The organism is Clostridium ragsdalei P11, assembly GCF_001675165.1.
Taxonomy (GTDB): Bacteria; Bacillota; Clostridia; order Clostridiales; family Clostridiaceae; genus Clostridium_B; species Clostridium_B ragsdalei.
The window spans coordinates 114,381-135,356 of record NZ_LROS01000001.1; the positions used below are offsets into that span (position 1 = coordinate 114,381).

Annotated in this window: 26 protein-coding genes and 1 pseudogene; 4 read left to right on the forward strand and 23 right to left on the reverse strand. The window is 29.2% G+C overall.

The features are described from left to right. Positions 1-97: 97 nt before the first annotated feature. From CLRAG_RS00510 to CLRAG_RS00565, 13 genes and pseudogenes are all read right to left on the reverse strand, one after another. Positions 98-724: an L-2-amino-thiazoline-4-carboxylic acid hydrolase gene (locus CLRAG_RS00510; RefSeq protein WP_065076564.1), complete on the reverse strand. Its 627-nt coding sequence runs from the start codon at positions 722-724 to the stop codon at positions 98-100. Between the two features lie 74 nt (positions 725-798). Then, the gene (locus tag CLRAG_RS00515) at positions 799-1,245 is read right to left on the reverse strand and encodes a MarR family winged helix-turn-helix transcriptional regulator (protein ID WP_065076565.1); all 447 of its coding nucleotides are present in this window, start codon (positions 1,243-1,245) and stop codon (positions 799-801) included. Positions 1,246-1,333: 88 nt separating this feature from the next. Then, positions 1,334-1,960, reverse strand: coding sequence for a class I SAM-dependent methyltransferase (locus CLRAG_RS00520; RefSeq protein ID WP_065076566.1), 627 nt, complete (start codon positions 1,958-1,960; stop codon positions 1,334-1,336). Between the two features lie 209 nt (positions 1,961-2,169). After that, positions 2,170-2,427, reverse strand: a complete 258-nt coding sequence (locus CLRAG_RS00525) for a DUF3795 domain-containing protein (RefSeq protein ID WP_065076567.1) — start codon at positions 2,425-2,427, stop codon at positions 2,170-2,172. A 14-nt stretch (positions 2,428-2,441) separates the two neighbouring features. Continuing rightward, complete coding sequence (locus tag CLRAG_RS00530; RefSeq protein WP_065076568.1) at positions 2,442-2,969, reverse strand: NUDIX hydrolase; 528 nt, start codon at positions 2,967-2,969, stop codon at positions 2,442-2,444. A 34-nt stretch (positions 2,970-3,003) separates the two neighbouring features. After that, positions 3,004-4,506 (reverse strand): diguanylate cyclase, encoded by a 1,503-nt coding sequence (locus tag CLRAG_RS00535; RefSeq protein ID WP_065076569.1) that lies wholly within the window; start codon positions 4,504-4,506, stop codon positions 3,004-3,006. 151 nt (positions 4,507-4,657) lie between these two features. Next, positions 4,658-4,852: a helix-turn-helix transcriptional regulator gene (locus tag CLRAG_RS00540; protein ID WP_065076570.1), complete on the reverse strand. Its 195-nt coding sequence runs from the start codon at positions 4,850-4,852 to the stop codon at positions 4,658-4,660. Further along, entirely contained in the window at positions 4,842-5,048 is a 207-nt protein-coding gene (locus CLRAG_RS00545; protein ID WP_242872065.1) for a hypothetical protein, read from the reverse strand. The genes CLRAG_RS00540 and CLRAG_RS00545 overlap by 11 nt, the downstream gene beginning before the upstream one ends. Positions 5,049-5,194: 146 nt before the next feature. Then, a complete protein-coding gene (locus CLRAG_RS00550) occupies positions 5,195-5,644 on the reverse strand; it encodes a flavodoxin family protein (RefSeq protein WP_065076572.1) in 450 nt (149 codons plus the stop codon). A 125-nt stretch (positions 5,645-5,769) separates the two neighbouring features. Further along, positions 5,770-6,354 (reverse strand): DJ-1/PfpI family protein, encoded by a 585-nt coding sequence (locus tag CLRAG_RS00555; RefSeq protein ID WP_065076573.1) that lies wholly within the window; start codon positions 6,352-6,354, stop codon positions 5,770-5,772. Positions 6,355-6,456: 102 nt separating this feature from the next. After that, a complete protein-coding gene (locus CLRAG_RS21000; protein ID WP_242872063.1) occupies positions 6,457-6,774 on the reverse strand; it encodes a chromate transporter in 318 nt (105 codons plus the stop codon). 4 nt (positions 6,775-6,778) lie between these two features. Then, positions 6,779-6,955 (reverse strand): annotated as a pseudogene (locus CLRAG_RS21350) (chromate transporter); the annotation flags it as partial. Continuing rightward, positions 6,952-7,452 carry a chromate transporter gene (locus CLRAG_RS00565; RefSeq protein ID WP_083985472.1) on the reverse strand — a complete coding sequence of 167 codons (501 nt, stop codon included), beginning with the start codon at positions 7,450-7,452 and terminating at the stop codon, positions 6,952-6,954. The pseudogene CLRAG_RS21350 and the gene CLRAG_RS00565, both read right to left, overlap by 4 nt. 29 nt (positions 7,453-7,481) lie before the next feature. On the opposite strand from CLRAG_RS00565, the gene CLRAG_RS21180 reads away from it, so the two are divergent. Further along, positions 7,482-7,913: a LysR family transcriptional regulator gene (locus CLRAG_RS21180; protein WP_065076574.1), complete on the forward strand. Its 432-nt coding sequence runs from the start codon at positions 7,482-7,484 to the stop codon at positions 7,911-7,913. Further along, positions 7,897-8,241 (forward strand): LysR family transcriptional regulator substrate-binding protein, encoded by a 345-nt coding sequence (locus tag CLRAG_RS21185; protein WP_065076575.1) that lies wholly within the window; start codon positions 7,897-7,899, stop codon positions 8,239-8,241. The genes CLRAG_RS21180 and CLRAG_RS21185 overlap by 17 nt, the downstream gene beginning before the upstream one ends. On the opposite strand, the gene CLRAG_RS00580 is transcribed toward CLRAG_RS21185, so the two are convergent. From CLRAG_RS00580 to CLRAG_RS00590, 3 genes are read right to left on the reverse strand one after another with little or no spacing between them, the layout of a single operon-like run. After that, the gene (locus CLRAG_RS00580; protein WP_065076576.1) at positions 8,207-9,184 is read right to left on the reverse strand and encodes an alpha/beta fold hydrolase; all 978 of its coding nucleotides are present in this window, start codon (positions 9,182-9,184) and stop codon (positions 8,207-8,209) included. The genes CLRAG_RS21185 and CLRAG_RS00580 overlap by 35 nt on opposite strands. A gap of 42 nt (positions 9,185-9,226) precedes the next feature. After that, positions 9,227-9,775: a MarR family winged helix-turn-helix transcriptional regulator gene (locus CLRAG_RS00585; protein WP_065076577.1), complete on the reverse strand. Its 549-nt coding sequence runs from the start codon at positions 9,773-9,775 to the stop codon at positions 9,227-9,229. A 57-nt stretch (positions 9,776-9,832) separates the two neighbouring features. After that, positions 9,833-11,284 carry an MFS transporter gene (locus CLRAG_RS00590; RefSeq protein WP_065076578.1) on the reverse strand — a complete coding sequence of 484 codons (1,452 nt, stop codon included), beginning with the start codon at positions 11,282-11,284 and terminating at the stop codon, positions 9,833-9,835. A gap of 221 nt (positions 11,285-11,505) precedes the next feature. On the opposite strand from CLRAG_RS00590, the gene CLRAG_RS00595 reads away from it, so the two are divergent. Next, the gene (locus CLRAG_RS00595) at positions 11,506-12,132 is read left to right on the forward strand and encodes a 4Fe-4S binding protein (protein WP_338030793.1); all 627 of its coding nucleotides are present in this window, start codon (positions 11,506-11,508) and stop codon (positions 12,130-12,132) included. Between the two features lie 167 nt (positions 12,133-12,299). Here CLRAG_RS00595 and CLRAG_RS00600 read toward each other — a convergent pair whose 3' ends face one another. After that, positions 12,300-13,004 carry a 4Fe-4S binding protein gene (locus CLRAG_RS00600; RefSeq protein WP_065076580.1) on the reverse strand — a complete coding sequence of 235 codons (705 nt, stop codon included), beginning with the start codon at positions 13,002-13,004 and terminating at the stop codon, positions 12,300-12,302. Between the two features lie 317 nt (positions 13,005-13,321). On the opposite strand from CLRAG_RS00600, the gene CLRAG_RS00605 reads away from it, so the two are divergent. Further along, positions 13,322-14,227: a helix-turn-helix domain-containing protein gene (locus CLRAG_RS00605; RefSeq protein ID WP_065076581.1), complete on the forward strand. Its 906-nt coding sequence runs from the start codon at positions 13,322-13,324 to the stop codon at positions 14,225-14,227. A 41-nt stretch (positions 14,228-14,268) separates the two neighbouring features. Here the strand turns inward: CLRAG_RS00605 and CLRAG_RS00610 are convergent, their stop codons facing one another. The 6 genes from CLRAG_RS00610 to pepV form a co-directional block, all read right to left on the reverse strand. Next, positions 14,269-14,874 carry a class I SAM-dependent methyltransferase gene (locus tag CLRAG_RS00610; protein ID WP_065076582.1) on the reverse strand — a complete coding sequence of 202 codons (606 nt, stop codon included), beginning with the start codon at positions 14,872-14,874 and terminating at the stop codon, positions 14,269-14,271. Positions 14,875-14,995: 121 nt separating this feature from the next. Beyond that, entirely contained in the window at positions 14,996-15,985 is a 990-nt protein-coding gene (locus CLRAG_RS00615) for a hypothetical protein (RefSeq protein WP_338030796.1), read from the reverse strand. A 115-nt stretch (positions 15,986-16,100) separates the two neighbouring features. Next, positions 16,101-16,556, reverse strand: a complete 456-nt coding sequence (locus CLRAG_RS00620; protein WP_065076583.1) for an AraC family transcriptional regulator — start codon at positions 16,554-16,556, stop codon at positions 16,101-16,103. A 293-nt stretch (positions 16,557-16,849) separates the two neighbouring features. Then, entirely contained in the window at positions 16,850-17,905 is a 1,056-nt protein-coding gene (locus CLRAG_RS00625) for an HRDC domain-containing protein (protein ID WP_065076584.1), read from the reverse strand. 234 nt (positions 17,906-18,139) lie between these two features. Then, a complete protein-coding gene (gene rlmH / locus CLRAG_RS00630; RefSeq protein WP_065076585.1) occupies positions 18,140-18,619 on the reverse strand; it encodes a 23S rRNA (pseudouridine(1915)-N(3))-methyltransferase RlmH in 480 nt (159 codons plus the stop codon). 88 nt (positions 18,620-18,707) lie between these two features. Next, a complete protein-coding gene (gene pepV / locus CLRAG_RS00635) occupies positions 18,708-20,099 on the reverse strand; it encodes a dipeptidase PepV (protein WP_065076586.1) in 1,392 nt (463 codons plus the stop codon). Positions 20,100-20,976: the final 877 nt, after the last annotated feature.

Genomic DNA, 20,976 nt, shown 5'->3' on the forward strand with positions numbered 1-20,976 from the left:
CGTCTTTTACCCAATTTACAATATATTTTGCATCACACTTTTTATAAGGTCTTAACCTCAACATTTCAACACCTCTACAAATTTACTATTTATTAGACTATTGGATATTACTCTTTTTCTGATAATAAAAATCACAGCAAGGTCCACCTTTCGCTAAAGTATACTGCCGCATAAGCACTGAACCTCCTAGCTTCGCCATATCATAATCATAGGAACACATGGCTGGTGTTATTTCTGATATTCCAAGCTTTTGAAACAGATAACATATTCCACAAGTATCAAAATACATATAAAAACTATTTATATCAGGCCCAGCTTCATAACGAAATTCCCACATATAAGGATTAGTTTTACTTTGACTTACTTTTGCCTGTTGTGCTAATTTTGTTTGTGCTTCCTCGGAATATTTATTTTGCTTTTTCATGAAATGTTTCATTACTACACTTTCATTCATCGCCTTATGATAATACGTTGTAATATCATCAAGCTTTGGTTTTTCTTTAAGACTCATATATACAGCGGCTAACATAGCTGCATTTAAAATATTTGTAATGAATTTATCATTTTTATCAAACTCAGGAATCTCTTCTAAAATTGTTCGATAAACAATTTTTGCTTTCTTCATCACTATCTTTGGATCATCGCCTGTCATAATATGTAACTGTTTCTGAAATGAGCCGTGAAAAACAAACCACATCATCCTTGGGAAAAATCCATACTTCATTCTATTACCTTCCTTTTTTATATAAAATAATAACTATAAATTTATTTATCCTAAAAAATATAAATCAAATCCTTTTACTCTTCTAAATTATTAATAATCTTCCTAAATAATTTAAATAATTCTTGCTTTTCTTCATCAGTATCAAGGGCATCCAATAGTCTTCCATATACCATATATTCAAAATCCAAATGTTCTTTTTGAGCAAGATGACCTTCTTCAGTAAGTTTTAGTCCATAAGATCTTCTATCTCTTTTGCTAATAATTCTATTTATATAGTTTCGCTTTTCAAGTCTATTAATAGCATTTGTCAGCGTACTTTTTGGTATATCTAAAGCTAGAACTATTTCACCCAAAATTACATCAGAATTTTTCGAAACAATATTAATTATACTAATGTCAATAGTTGTTAATCCATTTAACCTCTGAAATTGATCTTCTACATTTCTAAAATTAGATTTTTTAATAATTTGATGCCAAAGTTCACTAAATTCTTCGATTTGCTTTTTATTTGACTTGCCCATTTTTTCCTTCTCCCTTAATTTAAATTGTTTATTATTCATATTGTTAAATAATAAACAATTTAATTATTTTCATCAATTAATGTTCAATTTACTTGCTAAACTTAGCAGTAACTATAAATGAATTATAATTAATTCTAGTCCATTCAACATCATCAAATCCACTCTCAAATAATAATTTACTTATTTCTGATTTTGAATATATTTTATAATCACCACTACTACTGTATTTTAATAACAAGTTAGTGACTTGCCTAAATGGTGTAATAATCCATGGATCCGCAATTATCATATGGCCGTTAGTATCAAGCACCCTTGCCATTTCTCTTAGTGCCTTTTTAGGTTCAGGATAATGATGAAATGAATCTGTGCATATGATAGCATCAAAAATGTTATTTTTCCAAGGTAATTGTTCTGAATCCCCAATTTTAAGTTCAATCTTATCGTCTAATTTTTGCTTTGCGACACTTAACATCTCCTCCGATAAATCCACTCCTGAAAGATTAATACCATTATTTTTCGATAATAATGAAAGTATTGTTCCTGTTCCACAGCCTACATCTAAAACCTTTTTACAATTAAAACTATTAACTTTACCAATTACACTTCTATACAACTTCCCTGCATGTTTACCATTATATGTCGACTCATAAATACTTGCTTGATTGCTAAATGTTTGTTTGGATTTTTGTTTATATAATTCTTTACTATTATTCATATTGTCCTCCTTTAGTATAGTACCATTATAGTACTATTCCTCATACGAATAATACATCTTGTAAAGTAACTTGTCAATCATTTTTTACCATAAAAAATAACAACCATAATAATTACTATGATTGTTTTTCACAAATAAACTATTTTTAAATATTTTAATGTACTAACATTATTTTGATTTTATTCAGTAATGCAAATTCAGAATTTACTTTATTCATTAGCCCACTTTCTACATTGTTGAATTTTGGGTTTTGGATCAAAACCTTCTGCAGCCCCCATAGTAGAAAGCATCTCACATGGAAACTCTGAGCATTCTCCACAGTGATTTAATTTCTTACCTTCACAACATTTTTTTACACCACATTCTCCACCCCAGAATGGTTTTTCCATATTAATACAACCTGTACAATTTACTTTTTCCTTTCTCTCGCATTCATTACAACACACTCCACATCTTGATTGAAACATAACATTCCCTCCAATTACTTTTTAATTGTTTGATAACATCCATATTGATTTTTAATATCAAAAAATAACTGTATTAAACTTTGATAATATGGAATAAATTCGCCACTATCTATCATAGAAAAAATCTCTTCTTTTGAAGCCCATTTTACTGATTTAACTTCTTCATACTGTAAAGTTAAATCAGCAATATCTATATCCTTTTGAATTAAATATATATCATCAAATCCATTATCAAAATTAATCGTAAGATGTGGTCTTATATCCTGCAGATTGATTTTGATTCCTAATTCCTCCATAAGTTCTCTTTCTGCAGCCATTTGGCTTGTGTCACCTTCAATCGCACTTCCCCCAACCGTAATATCACACATATTGGACCAACCTTCTTTAAATGGCTGTCTTTGTTGAATTAACATCTCACCCTTCGAATTGAATATGCAAATATGAACAACCATATGATAATCACCTTCCTTAAAATCTGTTCCTCTAACCATTGTCCTATTTGTTTTATTTCTTTCACTATCATATACATCCCATAATTCCATTGTAGCTTCTCCTCTTCAAATTTAGAATTTAAGTTCATTTCACAAAAGTAGTTACTTTATTTCTACTTTTTTTGCTTATATAAAGAGCTTTGTCTGCAAAATCTATCAATTTATCTATAGAATAAGCATCTTTTGGGTATTTAGCTGTGCCAATACTAACAGTACAACCATTTAAAGCTTCTTCACCTTTTAATCGAATTACTTCTGCAATGGCTAGCAATCTTTCATCTGAAACATTGCGAATTACAACAGCAAATTCATCTCCACCGAAACGAAATACAGACCTATCTCCAGCAGTAGATTTCATTATTTGAGTAAGTTTTTTAAGTATGTCATCTCCAGCTAAATGCCCTGATGTATCATTCAGTTCTTTAAAACGATCAATATCCAGTAAAAGAACTCCTAAACTCTCCAAACTGCAATTACTTATTTCTTGTTTTAAAATGCTTAAAAGGTTATTAAATGCACGTCTATTATAAGCACCTGTCAAAGAATCAATATCAGCAGCTTCTTCAAGGTCATTATATTCTTCTTCTAACCTTTCAATTGTATGGTTATAAACTCTAACCATTTCCTGAAACTCCTTACCATAATTATATGGATCAATCTTTTTGTATTTTCCAGCTTTCAAAGCATTAAATGAAAAAATTAGTTTGTCTAACGGTTTACTATATCGCTTTATTGTATATATACCAAGTAAAATAATCAAAATACCCACTATAACTGATCCTATAAATGTTTCATAAACTACAATGTTCCTACTTGTCATTATATCAGCCGTAGGAGTAATAACAATTACATACCAGTTCAAATTTGGAACTTTACTAAATCCAACAAACTGATCTTTCCCTGAATAATCTTTCATGATCTTTGAACCTGATTTTCCCTGCAATTTACCAAAAACTATAGATTTTTTACCAATTTCTCCTTTATCAGGATGATAAACAACATAACCATGACTGTCTAAAATGGAAATATAACCACTTCTTCCGAATTTTTTATTATCAAACATGGATGCTAAAGAAGTTCCTTGTAATTCAACAGTGCCAGCAACTACCCCATCAATGCTGCCATCTTTCACAATTGGAACTGATATTACAACTACCTTAGTTACACTAGCGCTTGTGAAAACATTACTGATATAAGTTTTACCATGAATTGCCTGATGAAAATAATCTGTGTATGCCAAATTTGAAACGCTAGGGCTATGTACATTGCCAGACATACGTAAAATGTCTCCCTTGGAATTAAGAATTGTTACTACATCTACTTCAGGTATAATTTCATTAAATTTATCAAGAAGTTCCTGATTTTCTCTAATTTCCTCATCTGATGCAACTGTTTTTACAAAATTCTGTATTTTATTAAAATTTTCCACAAGCTGCATACTAACATCTTTTGAGGCTTTTTCATTAGTACTCAATAACAAAGAATCAGTATTAGAAATAAAAAATTTATTAAACACAACAAATTGAACAAAGCAACTTAAAGCAATTAAAATTCCAAGCATTAATATAACTTTATATAAAAACTTCATTTAATCAATCCAATCCTTAATTTTCCTATTTAATCTAAATTTAAGATGTAGATTTATTTATTATATCATAATGCCAATTACCACTAATAGCCTAATTTTCTTCTACTTCTCAATGCTCACAAATTTGTTATCGTTCAGAACTTTTCAAAATTTAACCACAAAGTGTAAATAACTCTTCTACTGTAGTATTTAATAATTTAGCTAACCTCATTGCTAACTCTAACGTAGGATTATATTTACTATTTTCAATGGCATTTATAGTTTGTCTTGTTACATTTAAAGCATTTGCCACATCTTCCTGTCTAAGTCCAAGCTGTTTTCGTAAAACCTTTATATTATTTTTCATCTTTACCAAGCTTCCATTTCAAAAAATATTCAACTGCCATTAAAATAGCAGTCTGAGTTGTTATAAGAAAACTAATTATTCCAAATTCTTTTCCATGAATAACATTATATACCATCCAAATTGCCAAAAATATAATATTATAAGCCCAAGCAAATTTTATTGCCTTTAAGCTAATACTCATTTCCATTTCATCCATTTTCCTCACAATAATTGCACCTCACTTAAATTTAATACAAAAAACAAAAATGTAAAAAGCTTTTTACATTTTTATTTTAACAATTAGTAAAAGTAAATGTCAATAGTTTTTTACATTCTTATATACAGCATCAACATAATGTGAGTTTATTTAACAAATAAGTTTTGAGCAAACTCTTTTGCATTTTGAAAATCTTCATTATTGGGCCTGCCTTTTGCAATTCCTCCAAATATCTTAAGTGGTCCAAAGGTGTCGTAGCCTTTACAAGCAAAGCTTCCAACAACCTCAAAACCTTTTTCTTTCAATTTTTGTCCAATAGGGTTATTGTATTTATTCTTGCCTTGTCCACTGGTTGAAAAAATAAATGCTTTTTTACCAGACAAAGTTGGCAATTTATCAATTAGTTCAACAATATTTTTATGAAACTTCCCATAATATATTCCAGAACCAAAACCAATTAAATCATAGTCATTTATAATATTTATATTTACATCATCAGCTTTTACCAAATCAGCATTTAAGCACTCTGCTACCACTTTACCTATTTTTTCAGTGTTACCATGATGTATAGATTCATAAACTACTAACTTTTTCAACTTTCACTCCTCCTAAAATTGGTTACATTAAATCTTAAATTTTTCTTCACCGGGATAAAAACTCAATTAATGTTTTACAATAATAGCATACTAACACTTGCTTTGCAACTTTACAAACTGAAAATTTATCCTGCAAATATATCATTTGTACAATCATCATTCCATATATATTCAATATCATTAGCAATTTTTATAGCTTTATCTTTACCAAATCTATCCGAAATGAAACCCAATGTCATATCAATTCCAGCTGAAATACCTGATGATGTATAATACTTTCCATCAGCAACCCAACGCGCTTTTTCCACCCAGTTTACTTGGTCACTTACTGATTTCACCCATTTTAAGGCTTGTTTATTAGATGTAGCTTTTTTATTCTTTAAAACTCCACACCTTGCTAATACTGCTGAACCGGTGCATATAGATAAACAATATATAGATTTCTCTGCAATTGACTTTAATTTATTTAAAAAAGGTGTATTATTAATTAATTCTCTTGTACCCATTCCTCCTGGAATAACTAATATACCACTTTCATCTGCCAAACTAATAGGATCAGTTACAACTTTAAGATTTTGTGCATTAGTAATAACACCTCCAGCTTCTGAATAATAGTGTATCTGATAGTCTTTTATTTGTCCTAGTATTTCTATTGGTCCAAATATATCTAGAGTCTCAAAATTATTAAATAGTATAATATTAATATTCATTTATTCAACACTCCCTTGTCACAAGTATTCATAGTTCACAAACTCTATTTGAATAAGATAACATTATTTTCTATCTTATTCAAACCGCATTGCCCCATACAATTAAAATACTACACCTACTAAAACTGAAACTAGTAGTATAACATTTGTAGATACACGCCTTGATATTGCCAAGATAGAACTTATAGATGCAATGGCAATCGTCTCTACATCAATACCATTACTTACAAATATTTTAAATACAACTATTACACTAAAGCTAGCTATAACAATTACTACTCCATCAAGTAGTCCTTGTGTTGCTGAATACTTTGCAATACGAGTATAACAACGCTGAACGATTAGAATCAATAATGTCGGCAGAAGTAATGCAACACATGCCAATAGTGCTCCACGTAATCCAGCAACCAAATAACACAAACTGACAACCCAAAGTAGGTCCAGGAGTAATTTGTCCAATTGCTAGGGATTCAGTAAATTGTTTCTGGCCTGCCCATCCATAATTTATAAAATCAGAGTGCAAACTAGGTAAGGGACCGTAACCTCCCGAAGAAAATAAAACTGATTTAAGTAAAGTCCAAAAAAATATAACCCAGCTCATTTATTAACCCTCACCTCTTTTTTAGAAATATACCAATAAGCAGCAGCACCACATAATCCACCTAAAACATATAATAAAATTACAGATGGATTAAAAAATATATAAATAACTCCACTACCAATCATTATTGCAATTGTTACGCCAAAAATCATAGATCCCCTTTTATAATTTTTTATAATAATAGGTTGTACATTTCTCCAATTTGTAGCTAAAGCTATACCAAAAATAGCAGCAAATACTGCATGAAGTGCAGAATGTACTTTTGATGACTTGCTAATAGAAGTATAAATCGTAGTTAATGTAATTGTAACTGCTGCACTAGGCAAAATAAGTCCCACCAGGGATATAAATATTCCTATCCCGCCAGCCAACTTTTTTCCTATAAGTATTGTAGACGCAATAATATTCATACCAGGTGTTATTTGACACATTCCAATAATATTAGCATATTCTTCATCTGTTATCCATTTGTGCTTATAAATAAACTGTTCTTGAATAAGATATTGGGTAGTTGCACCACCACCAAATGAGGATTAAAAAAATAGGAAAAGATTTAGGTGCTGATTTACTTATCCGTTCTAAAAAAGGAGTCTTGTTTACTCCTTTAGGTGAAAGCATCATCCCGTATATTAGAACTGTAGTAAATACTTTAAACCAGATGCGTGAGCATGTATCCTCCAACCATAACTTTATAGGTGGAAATTTAACTGTTGGATTTTCCTTAAATTATGCACGATATCGCCTTCCTAAAGTTTTAAAAAGTTATACAGAAGCATTTCCAAACGTTGATGTCAATATATCTACTGATCACAGCAAAAATTTATATAATAGACTCAAAAATGATGAATTTTCTATAGTCATCATACGGGGAGAATACAAGTGGGACGAACTTACCATACTATTAGGTACTGAACCGATGTGCCTCATATGCAGTAATGAAAATGCAGCTCTCTCTTAATTCTTATTCATACATTGGCAGAACTACCGATCCCATTTCACAAGGAAAAATTCAGACTTGGCTTTTTGAAAATAACATATCTATTAACAATACAAAACTTTGGGTTGACAATATTGATACTTGTTTAGAAATGGCTAAACACGGGCTAGGATGGGGTATTCTTCCGAAAATTTGCTTAGAAAACTTTGACGGTTATGTTAAAGATCTATATTTTTCAGATGGAGTTCCATTTTGTCGCAGCACCTATATCTTATGTAAAAATTTTTATTACATGCTTCCCCAAGTTAAACTATTCATACAATATTTAAAATACAGTTTTTCTCTATAATACTGATATTCGATAAAGCATCAAAAAATAAGTTAGGTTTATCTACCATTGTCATATGTCCAGCACCAGGTATTAAATATAATTTTTTATATGGGGCATTAATTTTTTTAAAGTATTCTTCGGCAATAATATAAGGGGTTTGCCAATCATTTTTACCTAAAATATAATAAATTGGCACTTTATATTCTGCTGATTCTGATCTTATATCAAATTTACTCCAAAATTCCACTATTTCTTTATTTACTTTATCCATTTTCATCAGCGCAGAAATATCTGACAACCTAAAAATAGGACTTCTAATTAGGCCCATAATTGCAGAAAAGTTGCTGTTAACAGCTAAACCATATTTAGCTTGAACTTTACGTAGTTTTTCAGATTTTTTCTTAAAATTAATACCATGATTATTTCCTGGATAATCACCTAAAGCTTCAAGATCTTTTAGAGATTTTTTATCATTGGACTGCAAAGCTAATTCTTTAACTTTTTCATAGCCAACACGCTCATTTTGAAACATACTAATAACTTGCCCAACTCCAATATAATAAGCTACTTCATCTGGATATTTTTTTATAAATATACTTCCTAAAATAGTTCCCCAGGAATGCCCAAATAAAATTATTTTTTCTTTACTATATTTTATTTTTAAGTATTGAACAATTTCAAACAAATCCTCTAACATTAAATCAATTGTAGGACACTTATCTGGATTTTTAGTAAATGTTTTTCCAGCACCACGCTGGTCCCAGTGAACTATTGTAAAAATTTTCTCCCACTTTTCCTGAAAAATATGAGAAAGTGTTGATTCTGCGAAACCTGGCCCACCATGTAAAAACAACATCACTGGGTTATCATATTTTGTATCAGCATGAAACAAATATTGATCTATACCATTTATGTGTACATATTCTTCAAAATAAATTAATCTGTTAGATTTATTTTTCATAATTTTAAATCTTCCTTTATTATTTAAAAAAATTATTAATATCTATTCACTCTTGTTTCTTAATCTTTCAAATTCATTTAATGCTCTTATTTTGGAATCATTTTTAATTTCACCAATTTTATAGTCAACTTCTTCCTCAAAACCATTCTGTTCTTCACCATCAAAACTATATAATTTCTTTAATAAATTCCATAGTATTTCCATTTCTTGGATTGAAAGTTTTTTGGAAATATCAGCAAGAAACCTTATTGAATTTTCACCACAGCTTTTGATAATCTGTTTTCCGGTTTCTGTAATTCTAACGTTAACTGCACGCTTATCCAGCTGACTAGGTACAGAAATGATATAACCTTTGTTTTCTATAATAGATAGTACTCGCTTCATACTCTGTTTTGTTGTTCCTAATATTCTAGCAATATTATTAATGGTTGTTTCATTTTCTGGCAAATGAAGAATTGCTACTAAAGCCATAACTTGTCTACTTGTTAAATGTTCATAATATCCATCACCTTTTACTTGAAGTTTATTAGTGAGAGAAAAAATTGTTATACAAATTTGTTGCATTAAAAATAATGCGTTGTGGTTGTTCATAGATATCTCCTTTCATTTAGACATAATGCTGTCTAAATATTAACATAACACTAAAGTCTAGTCAATATTCTGTCTTTTGTTCATTTCAAATTTCTTTTTGCTATTGTAAAATCTTATTGCTGTTATAACAACTCCTATAGCACACAAAGTTCCTGCACATATATAAACTGACTTCATTCCATAAACAAATACGTCGTCTCTATCTTTTACATAGTCAATTACTCTATGCCCTATTTTATAACTCATTCTGTTATATAAAATAAGAGTAGCAAAGGATGTGCCAAGAGCAAATCCTAAATCTCTTACAAGTGCATTTACACCCCCTGCAATTCCAAGTTTATCTCTAGTAACTGTAGACATTATTAATGAATTATTAGGTGATTGGAATATCCCATTTCCTATTGTCATGATGAATATATAAACTAATAATACAACCACTAGAGATTTTTCATTTAAACCACTGATTAAAAATAATCCTATACTTGTAAGTGTAAGTCCTATAATTGTCAATACTTCTGATCCCATTTTGTCAGATAGATACCCACTAAATGGAGCAACCACAGATAGAATAATCGGAGATATCATCATAAGAAAACCTGTTGTTGCCGCTGAAAATTTTAAAGTATCCTGAAAATAAAATGGCAAAATTATATTTGATGCACTAATTGCAGTAAATGATATAAATCCACATATTATACTTATAGAAAATGAGCTGTTTGAAAATATTTTTAAATAAAGCAATGGTGAATTTATCTTTCTCTCAATTACTATAAATGTTATAAATGCTAATAATGCTAAAATAAATGCTGAAATTATTAATAAATTATTATAACCTACCGTCTGACCTTCTACTATTGCTCCAAATAAAAATACAACTGCAACTGTAAATAATACTGCTCCCTTTCCATCGAGTTTTTCATGGGTCACTTTATTAACTTTAAGAAATATTTTCATAGTAAGTCCAAAAACAATTATTCCTATAACAACATTTATTAAAAATATATATTTCCAACTTAGAGTCGATATAATTATGCCTCCAAGGGGTGGTCCTGCCATTGCACCTAATGCAACAGAAGTCCCTAAAAGCCCTAATGCTCTCCCTCTTTCATTTACCGGAAATACCTCCGTTATAATACCTTGACTATTAGCCATTTCAGCTGCTGCACCTATTGCTTGTATAACTCTAGATATCACAAGAATTAAAAGTGAATTTGTAATGCAACATAAAAAAGATCCAAGTGTAAAAAGCACAACTCCAAATTTAAACACTTTTGTTTTGCCTTTTATGTCTCCTATTCTTCCAAATATTAAAATAGTTGCTGCGACAGTTATTAAAAAGCTAGTGACAACCCATTCAACACTTGCCATAGTAACATGAAGCTTAGCCGACATATCTGGAAGTGCAATATTTACTATGCTTCCATCTAAATTAGACATAAAAGCAGCTGAAACAATTGTAAATAATATAATCCATCTCTTTTCATAGATTTTATTTTCTGATTTAGTCAATTATACTCATCCCTTCTATAATGGTTATAAAATACAAACTTCCAATCATAATGTTTCTTGCATTTGAAATAATTGCAATAACATTGTGGTTGGAATTAGACAATTTGTTTTATCTTTTTAATTTTTCATATATTGGAATTTGTATTGCCATGGGCTTATTTCTCAATATCAAAAAGTTCAGATATGCTCGACTTGTAGTGCAACTTGGTGTTGGACTATATATGTTAGTGTATTTAGGTTTGATCTGTCATGAAAATATGATGATTGAAGGATTTTGGTATTATTTATTTTTAGGAGTATTTCAATCAGCAGTTATACATTATATTGTGGCAAAAATATGTGGTCCTTTTATATTTGGACGAGGTTGGTGTGGGTATGCTTGTTGGATCGCAATGATACTTGATTTACTTCCGTACAAAATACCACAATCTTCACGCAAAAAACTTGGTTTTATAAAGTATATTTTATTTATACTTTCATTAACTTTTGTGGGAACAGTCTTTTTTTTACGGATACCAAATTTAGAAAAATTTATGTTTTGGAGTTTTATTATTGGTAATCTTTTGTATTATGCTGTAGGAATTATCTTAGCATTTTTATTTAAGGATAATCGTGCATTCTGTAAATACATTTGCCCAATAACAGTTTTTTTAAAACCAGCAAGTTATTTTTCAATGTTAAGAGTAAAATGTCACAAAGAAAAATGTATTAGTTGTGGTAAATGCAAAAAAATTTGTCCTATGAACGTGGATATGATTAATAATGATAGGAAGAGAATAAATGGAACAGAATGTATTTTATGTACCAATTGCATAGTAGAATGTCCCCAAAAGGCATTGTATATCTAACTACACAGTATGAATATAATTTAAATCTTTTTTAGACTATATTTCAACATCGTATTAAAACATAGCCTAAAAATGAATTTAAACTTTTTGGTATAATACCATAACAATTTTCAAGTATCACATATTCAAATTAACTTATAAGTAAATTATATCACTTTGTTACTTACCTACTTTGTCCACTTTATTTTCAACGCATCACATTTACATTGATTTAAACATTCCCCACATTTGATACACTCATTAGTATTCCATTTATTATTTTTAACCATATTAGCTACATCAAGACCCATCAAACAATGCTCAGTACATTTTCTGCATTGAGTACATTTATCACTTTCACTTACTATTTTCAAGGTAGGTAACTTAAAAAATCTTCCTATCTTAATTCCAATATAATTAAATATATACATTGGACAGATGCATCGACACCATGTCCTTTTGCCTGCTGCTATTGTTATCAAAATAATAGATATGGTTACTATATAGTATCGAATTACGTCATGTACGCTGCTTATGGAAATTTTAGTGTTTTGCATATGGTAAGGCAATATTATTCTTTGAAAACCACTCATTACTATGGGTGCTACTATTAAAACCAGGAAAACACCTCCTGTTAATAATTTCAAATTAGGTAGTTTACCTTTGGAACTAGTATTTGGCAGCAAATCTTGTAACGCACCAAAAGGGCATATATAACTACACCATGCTCCTCCAAAGAAAACTGCAAGTAAAATCATTAATCCAAATATAATGTGCATACTTGTAAGTGTCTTTTCAAAACTTCCTTGTACTATAAGAACTGGTGAAAAATAATTTAACGTAATTGGTAACAAAAAAAAGGATAAAAAACTGATTTTCTTTCTTAATTTCATATGTATACCTCGCTTATAATTTATTTTTAATCATACAAAAGCTTATTTAGAATAGCACATGCCTTCATAAATCATTAAAACATCAAAAATAAGCAAGTAACAATAGGCAAAAAACCCTTTATTGCATAAAAAATAAGGATAGGGAATACTCCCTATCCCTGAATTTACACAGTTTTTATACTCTTGACTAATGATTACTATGTTTAAATTTCTTGAATTCTAAAATCATCTGTTCTATACTATATATTGCATTTGAAAAAAAATTTACTCCATTAAATCTTTTCTCAAAGTAAAATGTAACGAAAGGACATCTTTTTATGAAAGATATTCATTTACTGTTTTGTATTATCTCATTATTTACAGGTGTATCATCTATTTCGATTTCCTATTTTATCTACAATAGTAATAAAAAGAAGTCTCTAAAATTTTTCATAGTCTTGAATCTATCTTTTTTTGCTATTCAAAATTCAATAACATTAGGACTATACTCAAAATATGTAATTCAAGTAAGTTCATTTATTCCATTTTTATCTAAATTTTTAGATATTGTTGGTACATCATTTAGTTCTTTATCAGGATTGTTCTTAATAAATTATCTTTTTGGTATACAAATAACAAATTTTAAGAAAACATTATTCATTTCTATTTTTGTATTTCAATTTATAGGAATAACAATATACTATTTATTTAGTGCTTACTATATTTTTAAGTTTGTAGTACGAGCTTCTATTATTGCTGTAATTGTATACGAGCTATTTATTGGACTAACAAATTATAAACAGGTTGTAAATAAGGATTTAAAACAAGCAATAAAATCTTTTATTTTATTAACTATAGTATTTCTGCCTTTAATAATATTCGAATCATATAGTTCTTACATTCATTTCATTAAAAATATGGATATTTTAAAAATAGCAGCACTTCCTTCTTATTTCCTTGCAATTAATATTTTTAATCTTAAGCTGGTTTTAAAATATTTTAACGCTCCAGCGCTTATTGCTGATAATAAACTTACGGATTACTTTAACCAAAAATATAATATTACAGAAAAACAAGGTGAGATTATAGAACTTATCCTGGAAGGAGTAACATATAAACAAATTGCTGAAAAACTTTTTATATCCCCTAAAACCGTTGATAATCATATACAAAATATTTATAAAAAATTAAATGTTAATAGCAAAATGCAGTTATCGAATTTTATACGTTCAAATGAAAAATAAAATTATTAAATCTCTTATCTATGCACAATTACATCAATTTGTTACGCAATTTTATATGCTTTAAAATACAATAATTCTCCCGCCTGCTTTTTAAGAGTTTCAAATGCTAAACCATACCTCACAAATAAATCCTTAATTTTTTCAGGTGTGGCTATTTTTTCATTAATTCTATACTTTTTCTTTCCATTATTTTGCGATATTGGAACACTACACAGATATTCTCCACCTTGCCGTAAAATACGGTATAGGCCATCAACGAAATCATCTATATTAATAAAATAGGTCATTGCCAGGTTGCAGATTATCAAATCAAAGTATTCAGCCTCAAACTTAAGATTACATGCATCGGCTATTTCAAATGCAATATTTTGAAAACCCATCTTTTTGAACTTTGTTTTTGCTATATTTAGCATTCTTATACTTACATCCGTTCCAATATAAGAATTGTCTATGGGCAGAACCTCTGCTGTGCTGCCAGTTCCTGCAGCCAACTCCAGCACTTTTTTGCCATGTATATCCTTCAACTCATTTTTTAATATACCCATATGTGTTTCTATTGTCGTATTAAAACATCTTGGAAACATGATTTTTCTCATAAAACAATCATATAGATTCACAAACAATTTTATATCATATATACTTTTCATTTACATACCCTCTTTTATAAATTAATCACCACAACCGCTATAAGATAAACATAAAAATCTAAGCTTATTATTCAGAAATGTTATTCCTGCTGATGATCCAAAAGACTCTAAAAATGGTTCTTCATTTGTTGTCTTTTGAAGGTTCTGCTGTTTTAATATTATTTAAATAATCTGTTAAATTGTATCTAACAGGAGTATATTCACTCTCTTTGCCCGGTACAAATACAGAAACAATATATCCTACTATTTCAGAATAGGCATTAACAGCTGAATTTGTATTACCTTTTGAATCAATATAAACAATACCATCTGTATTATATCCAAAACTTCGTTTACCAGAATAAAGAATACCATACTGCTTTTCAGGCCAGTTTCTCACTGTTTTCTTAAGTGGAATTACTTTCATTGTCTTAATTAATGGTTCTAAAAGTTTATCATCATTATAATTTGGATTTACATAACCTTTCAAATATATAGTTATATTCCCTGAATTTTTGCTGTTATAGCTAATTAAATAGCTTCCTAACTCACCTTTAGCATTTTTTCCATAAAGGAATGTATCAAAAGATGTAATTTGTCCATTAGAATGAAATTTAAGGCTAAAGTTATTTACAACATATAATTTTTCTGGCATATGAACTTTTTTATTAATATCTGCAAATATCCCTTCTATACCGCTTTCATATATATTATTATGTTCAAGCTTTACAGTTCTTTTATTTTTTAAATCACTTAAGAACCATGATAACTTTCCATTGTAATTTATTGCACTATGGTATATCTTCACTCCATAAAAACATGTTATAAGAACTATAACTATTATAATTGTACAAGTCCATATAGTTTTACAACGCGAATAGAACTTATATATATCTACATTTTGCTCAGGTACAGCTGCTGGTTTTTTCACAATTCTAATTATTAGAATTATAAACCAAGCCAAAAAGAATACCATACATCCCAATAATATAGTTATATTATTCTTAAATCGTCCAAATTTACATAAAGTATTTAATTCATAAAATGAAATCCAATATACTAATGTAAATATTGAGGAAGCTACTATTGATGAAATTAATCCTCTTTTTGTAATTTGCTTGTTCTTTCCCATTTTCCTCTACACTCCATCTTATTTTTATAGCGTTCATAATTTCTATATATTATACTGCAAATTTAAAGCTGCATTGAGGTTTATGCAGCTAAATTAGAATCTGTTTTAATATTTTTTATAATATTGGTGTGCAAATTTCGCAATAATGCTTATTTATCATCTGCATAGCATAACGTTCAAGGATAGGTCTTCTATTATCAAATTTATAATTTCTTTTTGATAACTCTGAAAATATCTCCATCCACGCTTTTTTCACAGCATCTACTGTATGATTTATTTTAAATACGCAATATTTACCGCCAATAGTTTTTCCAAATTTAATATACTTATCATCCACTTTAAATTTATCCGAAACAACTAAACATGTATCATAACGGCAATTTTTAGGTTCTATGAATTGAGGGTTATCTTGGACTATTCCTAATATAATTGAATTTTCATTAAATAAATTTTTTTCTCTAGCCCAACTTTTTAATTGTTCCATTATTGGGACATTTTCTGAACCATAAGGGCCTGTTCTTCGTATATAAGCAATTTTATATGATGGTATCATTTCAATATTAATATTCATAAATTTACCTTCTTTTTTAATAGATTACATCGATGTCTAAATTCATCATATAATGCTTTAAAATATATTTCAACTTATTTTTTAAAATTGTCAGATTACTATTTATCTGTATACTATACAAATAATTCTTAATTTACAATATATGAATATTCTGCAGCAACTAATCCTCAAGATATTTTGATTGAAATGGATATTTTGCATAGGCAGTTTTATGTTTTTTAAACCCCAATTTTTTATAAAATATCGATATAGAGAAGAATCCTTTATCATGCAGCATAGAAAATAGTTCCATATTAATATTTATCTATAATTTTCAAGATATCATCGCCATACTTATTCGCCTTTACCTCACCAAATCCAGCAACTTTCTGTAGTTCTTCTTTGTTTCTAGGCATCTTTAAAATTAAATTCTTTAATTGATTGTTATTATAAATGAAGTAAGGTTTTATTTTTTCTTCACGACTCTTATGTAAGCGGTATGCCTTTAATTCTTTAAAAATATCGGTTTCTTCTACTGTAACTTTTCCTGCTGTTATAGTGCTTCTCTCTGATACTGGAGTTGGTACTTCTTCATCTGATTTCTGTGATGTTATTATATTAATTTTATACTGTTCATATTTTCCAATATAATGATTCTCAATATCCTTATGTAAATCTAAGTAAGATTGAGCCCAATCTAACATTCTATCTTCTGAATTAGCTGCTACTTTAGAATTTTCGTACATTTTCTTTATATATTTAACCAACTGATCAGCACGGATAACTTTCTCCTTTACTTCTTTCTTTGCATACTTTGCATTAAGTACAGTCCTAGGATTAGCCAAAACTACTACTGATTTATTAAAATCTTCAAAGTATCTTCCAGCCATATATTTCATCAATATATTATTCTTGTTGTCTGTCCTAATTTTCTTCATTAATTCTAAATGTCGTTGATTCTGTGTGATAGGTGAATAAATGCCCTCTTTTCTCTTCCTACCACCAAATTCTATAGTACGAACAAAGTCACCTGTGCTATTAATTTCAATGTCTCCATAAAGATTTTTACATTCGATAACAAAGCAAATCTTCTTTGTAAACACAAGATAATCTATCTGAGCGCTCAAATCTCCATCCTTAAGATAAATATCATGCAAAATATACATTGGCATATGACTATTCTTTAATTCGAATTTAATATTCTTTTCTCCTGCAATTCCATATTCAAGGCATTTTATATCTTGTTTTATTATATTTTGCCCTTCTGCATTAAGTAAGGGTTCCAATGCTTTAAGCTTTTCTAATTGTACTTCTGCATCACTGCTTTCCTTAAGAAAAACCGGTTCTTTCATTCTATTAAATAATCCCATTCTATTGTTCACCTCACGTATGATATAAGCATATTGTACCATGTTTTACAAACATTTTATAATTATATTTTTCATCGCTTAATGGGTTACACAACAAAATCTTCATCATAATAAATATTGATATTTTCCCAATGTAGATAAGTTGTTACATAGAAATGAACAAAAACAGATTTTAATATACACCATATCACATCAATTTTTATTAATCATAAATAAACCCACAAAAAATTCTCATCATTTGTGGTAAGGTTCACCTTTCATTATCTTAAATCCCCTGTATATCTGCTCCAAAAGCATTACCCTAAAGAGCTGATGTGGAAAAGTCATCTTGGAAAAACACAGCTTGTAATCAGCCCTTTGCAAAATTTCCCTGGAAATACCTAGAGAACCGCCTATTATAAAGGCAATATTGCTCCTGCCCTGAAGTCCTAAATTTCCAATGAAATCAGAAAACTGTTCAGAAGTCATAGTATTTCCCTTTAAATCCATTGCCACTACATACATACTATCACTTATATGCTTTGATATTCTTGCTCCTTCTTTTTCCCTTATAATATCTTCATCTTTTTTAGAAGCATTTTCTGGAGTCTTTTCATCCTGAACTTCCACTATATTGATTTTACAATACCTAGACAGTCTTTTCGAATATTCCTCTACTGCATCTTTTAAATACCTTTCTTTCAATTTTCCTACAGTAATTATTGTTAAATTCATACTTTTCTCCATTTCTAAATAGTAACACGTATTATATCATAAAAATAGCACGAATTACTCGTGCTATTTCAGTTTATAAACTATAAAATTATTTTGCAAGTTCATATATTGCATGGGCATATATTTTAGCATTCATTACTAGATCCCCAATTTCAATATATTCATTAGCTTGATGATCAAGGTCTGGTTTCCCAGGGAATATTGGTCCAAATCCAATTATATTTGGAAGCTCCTTAGCATAAGTTCCTCCACCTATTCCATAAGCTTTTCCCTCTTGGCCGGTCTCATCATTATAAACCTTAAGAAGAGTTTTAACTAACTCACTATCTTCTGCAAAATAAAGAGGTTCATCAGCTTCTACTCTTTCTATTTTAGCACCACACTCTGCAAATTTCTTAGAAATGGTATTCATGATTTCTTCACCTTTCTTGGTAACAGGATATCTTATATCTAACCACAAATCTGCCATCTCTTCATTGATTTCAGCAACTCCTACATTTAACGATAACTTTCCTGATGGTTGATCTTCACAGGCTATTCCAAGTGAAGTACCTTCTGTTTCAAATCCAACATACTTATTAAAGAAATTTATATAGTCTGCAAGAGGACAAGATCCTTTTGCAATAGTTCCTAAAAAGTCAAAAGTCTGCATTACAGCATTTTTGCCTAGTTCAGGCATACTTCCATGAGCTCCTACTCCAAACGTATGTAAAACTAAATCGCCATTTACAATTTCAGTTTTCATATTGTATCCCTTTTTATTTGCAAATTCCTTTATTGCTTTAGCAATGCTTCCCGTATCTTTTGCAGCTATTACAGTTTCACATTTATCAGGAACCATGTTAGGTCTTATTCCACCTTTTAATGATTTAATTGCAATCCCACAGTTGCAGGAACTTAATTTTTTAACAACATGAAATCTTCTTATACCCTTTTCCGCATTTATAAGTGGATACATGGCATCTGGTGTAAATCCAGATACTGGAGCTTTTTCTTTTTTATTATAAACATGCATTTCAGAGCTTCCCGTCTCTTCATTTGTTCCAAAAATAACTCTGACTTTTTTTGAAAGCGGCATTTTAAGGTCCTTTATAGCCTTTAATCCAAAGAGCGCTGCCATTGTTGGTCCTTTATCATCCAATGTACCTCTTCCAAAAATCTTATCTTCATGGATTTCTGCTCCATAAGGTGGGTGAATCCAGTTATCTCCTTCTGGCACTATATCCATATGTCCCAGAACTGCTACATAATCTTCCCCTTCACCATATTCTGCATATCCATAATATCCTTCTTCTTCTTTATATGTATGAAATCCAAGTGCAGTTGCAATTTCAAGAGCCTTGTCAAGTGCTTTGTCTGGCCCTTCACCAAAAGGCATACCTGGTTTTTCTTCATCTTGAGTACTTTTAATTTTAACTACCTCTTGAGTTGCCTTAACCAACTCTTCTTTCATTTCATCAACTTTTTTGTTAAGTTCCATCTGTATTCCTCCTATTCTTAATGACCCTTACAAAGAGTAATCTAAATTTCAATATTTTTAAATATATAAACATTATATTATTTGTTTTTTTAACATAATTTATCTAATATGATTATTGTATACCGTTTTCTATGCTTTTTCAATACATATGAATTATTTATTGAATATTCTTATTTTAAGTGCTGAATTTTATTCAATTGTCGGGCAAAGCTTTTATTAAGGCAAAGCTTCAATGTTACTATATTTTAGATTTTAGGGAGTGTTAGCATAAGAAAATCATCCATAATTCTTAATTATATTTTATAAATTGAAGGTAAGCCCTAGTGATTCTAATTGAAATTTTAACTTATATATAAAATATACTAACAAAATAAAAATCACACTTAAAAACTTTTTTTATAAGTCTTAGTGAGGTATTTTAGAAAATCTTAGAAGCTTATATATGTCTGAGGTACGAGTTTATATAAGATTCTTTAGATTTTCTAAATACCTAACTTTAGACTTATAAAAAGTTTTTAGTGTGATGATTTTTGTTAGTATATGGCTAGTATAAGTTAACTTTCTACTTAGACTTACCAAAATATTTAACGAACTGAAGGTTGTAAAAATATCCGAAGTATAAGTTTATTTTTCGTTTATACACCCTATATAGGGTTTCTAACTAAAATATTAACTTATACAGAATAATTAAAATTCTTCTCCAAATACTAAATGTACGGAGAAAGGAGTTTTAATTATGGGAAGAAAATTATTTGAAATAGAATCACTGTATGATTATAAAATTGAAGATTTAATTGAGCTAAAAAACACTACGAATTCTAAATTTACTAGATTAGTATTAGCTGTGGTTACTATGAGATATCGAGGATGCTCAAAT

Bases quoted from the DNA above. Each gene is read 5' to 3' on its own strand.
- CLRAG_RS00510 (WP_065076564.1), bottom strand. From the start codon at position 724: ATGAAGTATGGATTTTTCCCAAGGATGATGTGGTTTGTTTTTCACGGC.
- CLRAG_RS00515 (WP_065076565.1), bottom strand. From the start codon at position 1,245: ATGGGCAAGTCAAATAAAAAGCAAATCGAAGAATTTAGTGAACTTTGG.
- CLRAG_RS00520 (WP_065076566.1), bottom strand. From the start codon at position 1,960: ATGAATAATAGTAAAGAATTATATAAACAAAAATCCAAACAAACATTT.
- CLRAG_RS00525 (WP_065076567.1), bottom strand. From the start codon at position 2,427: ATGTTTCAATCAAGATGTGGAGTGTGTTGTAATGAATGCGAGAGAAAG.
- CLRAG_RS00530 (WP_065076568.1), bottom strand. From the start codon at position 2,969: ATGGAATTATGGGATGTATATGATAGTGAAAGAAATAAAACAAATAGG.
- CLRAG_RS00535 (WP_065076569.1), bottom strand. From the start codon at position 4,506: ATGAAGTTTTTATATAAAGTTATATTAATGCTTGGAATTTTAATTGCT.
- CLRAG_RS00540 (WP_065076570.1), bottom strand. From the start codon at position 4,852: ATGAAAAATAATATAAAGGTTTTACGAAAACAGCTTGGACTTAGACAG.
- CLRAG_RS00545 (WP_242872065.1), bottom strand. From the start codon at position 5,048: ATGGATGAAATGGAAATGAGTATTAGCTTAAAGGCAATAAAATTTGCT.
- CLRAG_RS00555 (WP_065076573.1), bottom strand. From the start codon at position 6,354: ATGAATATTAATATTATACTATTTAATAATTTTGAGACTCTAGATATA.
- CLRAG_RS21180 (WP_065076574.1), top strand. From the start codon at position 7,482: ATGAGGATTAAAAAAATAGGAAAAGATTTAGGTGCTGATTTACTTATC.
- CLRAG_RS21185 (WP_065076575.1), top strand. From the start codon at position 7,897: ATGCAGCTCTCTCTTAATTCTTATTCATACATTGGCAGAACTACCGAT.
- CLRAG_RS00580 (WP_065076576.1), bottom strand. From the start codon at position 9,184: ATGAAAAATAAATCTAACAGATTAATTTATTTTGAAGAATATGTACAC.
- CLRAG_RS00585 (WP_065076577.1), bottom strand. From the start codon at position 9,775: ATGAACAACCACAACGCATTATTTTTAATGCAACAAATTTGTATAACA.
- CLRAG_RS00595 (WP_338030793.1), top strand. From the start codon at position 11,506: ATGTTAGTGTATTTAGGTTTGATCTGTCATGAAAATATGATGATTGAA.
- CLRAG_RS00600 (WP_065076580.1), bottom strand. From the start codon at position 13,004: ATGAAATTAAGAAAGAAAATCAGTTTTTTATCCTTTTTTTTGTTACCA.
- CLRAG_RS00605 (WP_065076581.1), top strand. From the start codon at position 13,322: ATGAAAGATATTCATTTACTGTTTTGTATTATCTCATTATTTACAGGT.
- CLRAG_RS00610 (WP_065076582.1), bottom strand. From the start codon at position 14,874: ATGAAAAGTATATATGATATAAAATTGTTTGTGAATCTATATGATTGT.
- CLRAG_RS00615 (WP_338030796.1), bottom strand. From the start codon at position 15,985: ATGGGAAAGAACAAGCAAATTACAAAAAGAGGATTAATTTCATCAATA.
- CLRAG_RS00620 (WP_065076583.1), bottom strand. From the start codon at position 16,556: ATGAATATTAATATTGAAATGATACCATCATATAAAATTGCTTATATA.
- CLRAG_RS00625 (WP_065076584.1), bottom strand. From the start codon at position 17,905: ATGGGATTATTTAATAGAATGAAAGAACCGGTTTTTCTTAAGGAAAGC.
- rlmH (WP_065076585.1), bottom strand. From the start codon at position 18,619: ATGAATTTAACAATAATTACTGTAGGAAAATTGAAAGAAAGGTATTTA.
- pepV (WP_065076586.1), bottom strand. From the start codon at position 20,099: ATGGAACTTAACAAAAAAGTTGATGAAATGAAAGAAGAGTTGGTTAAG.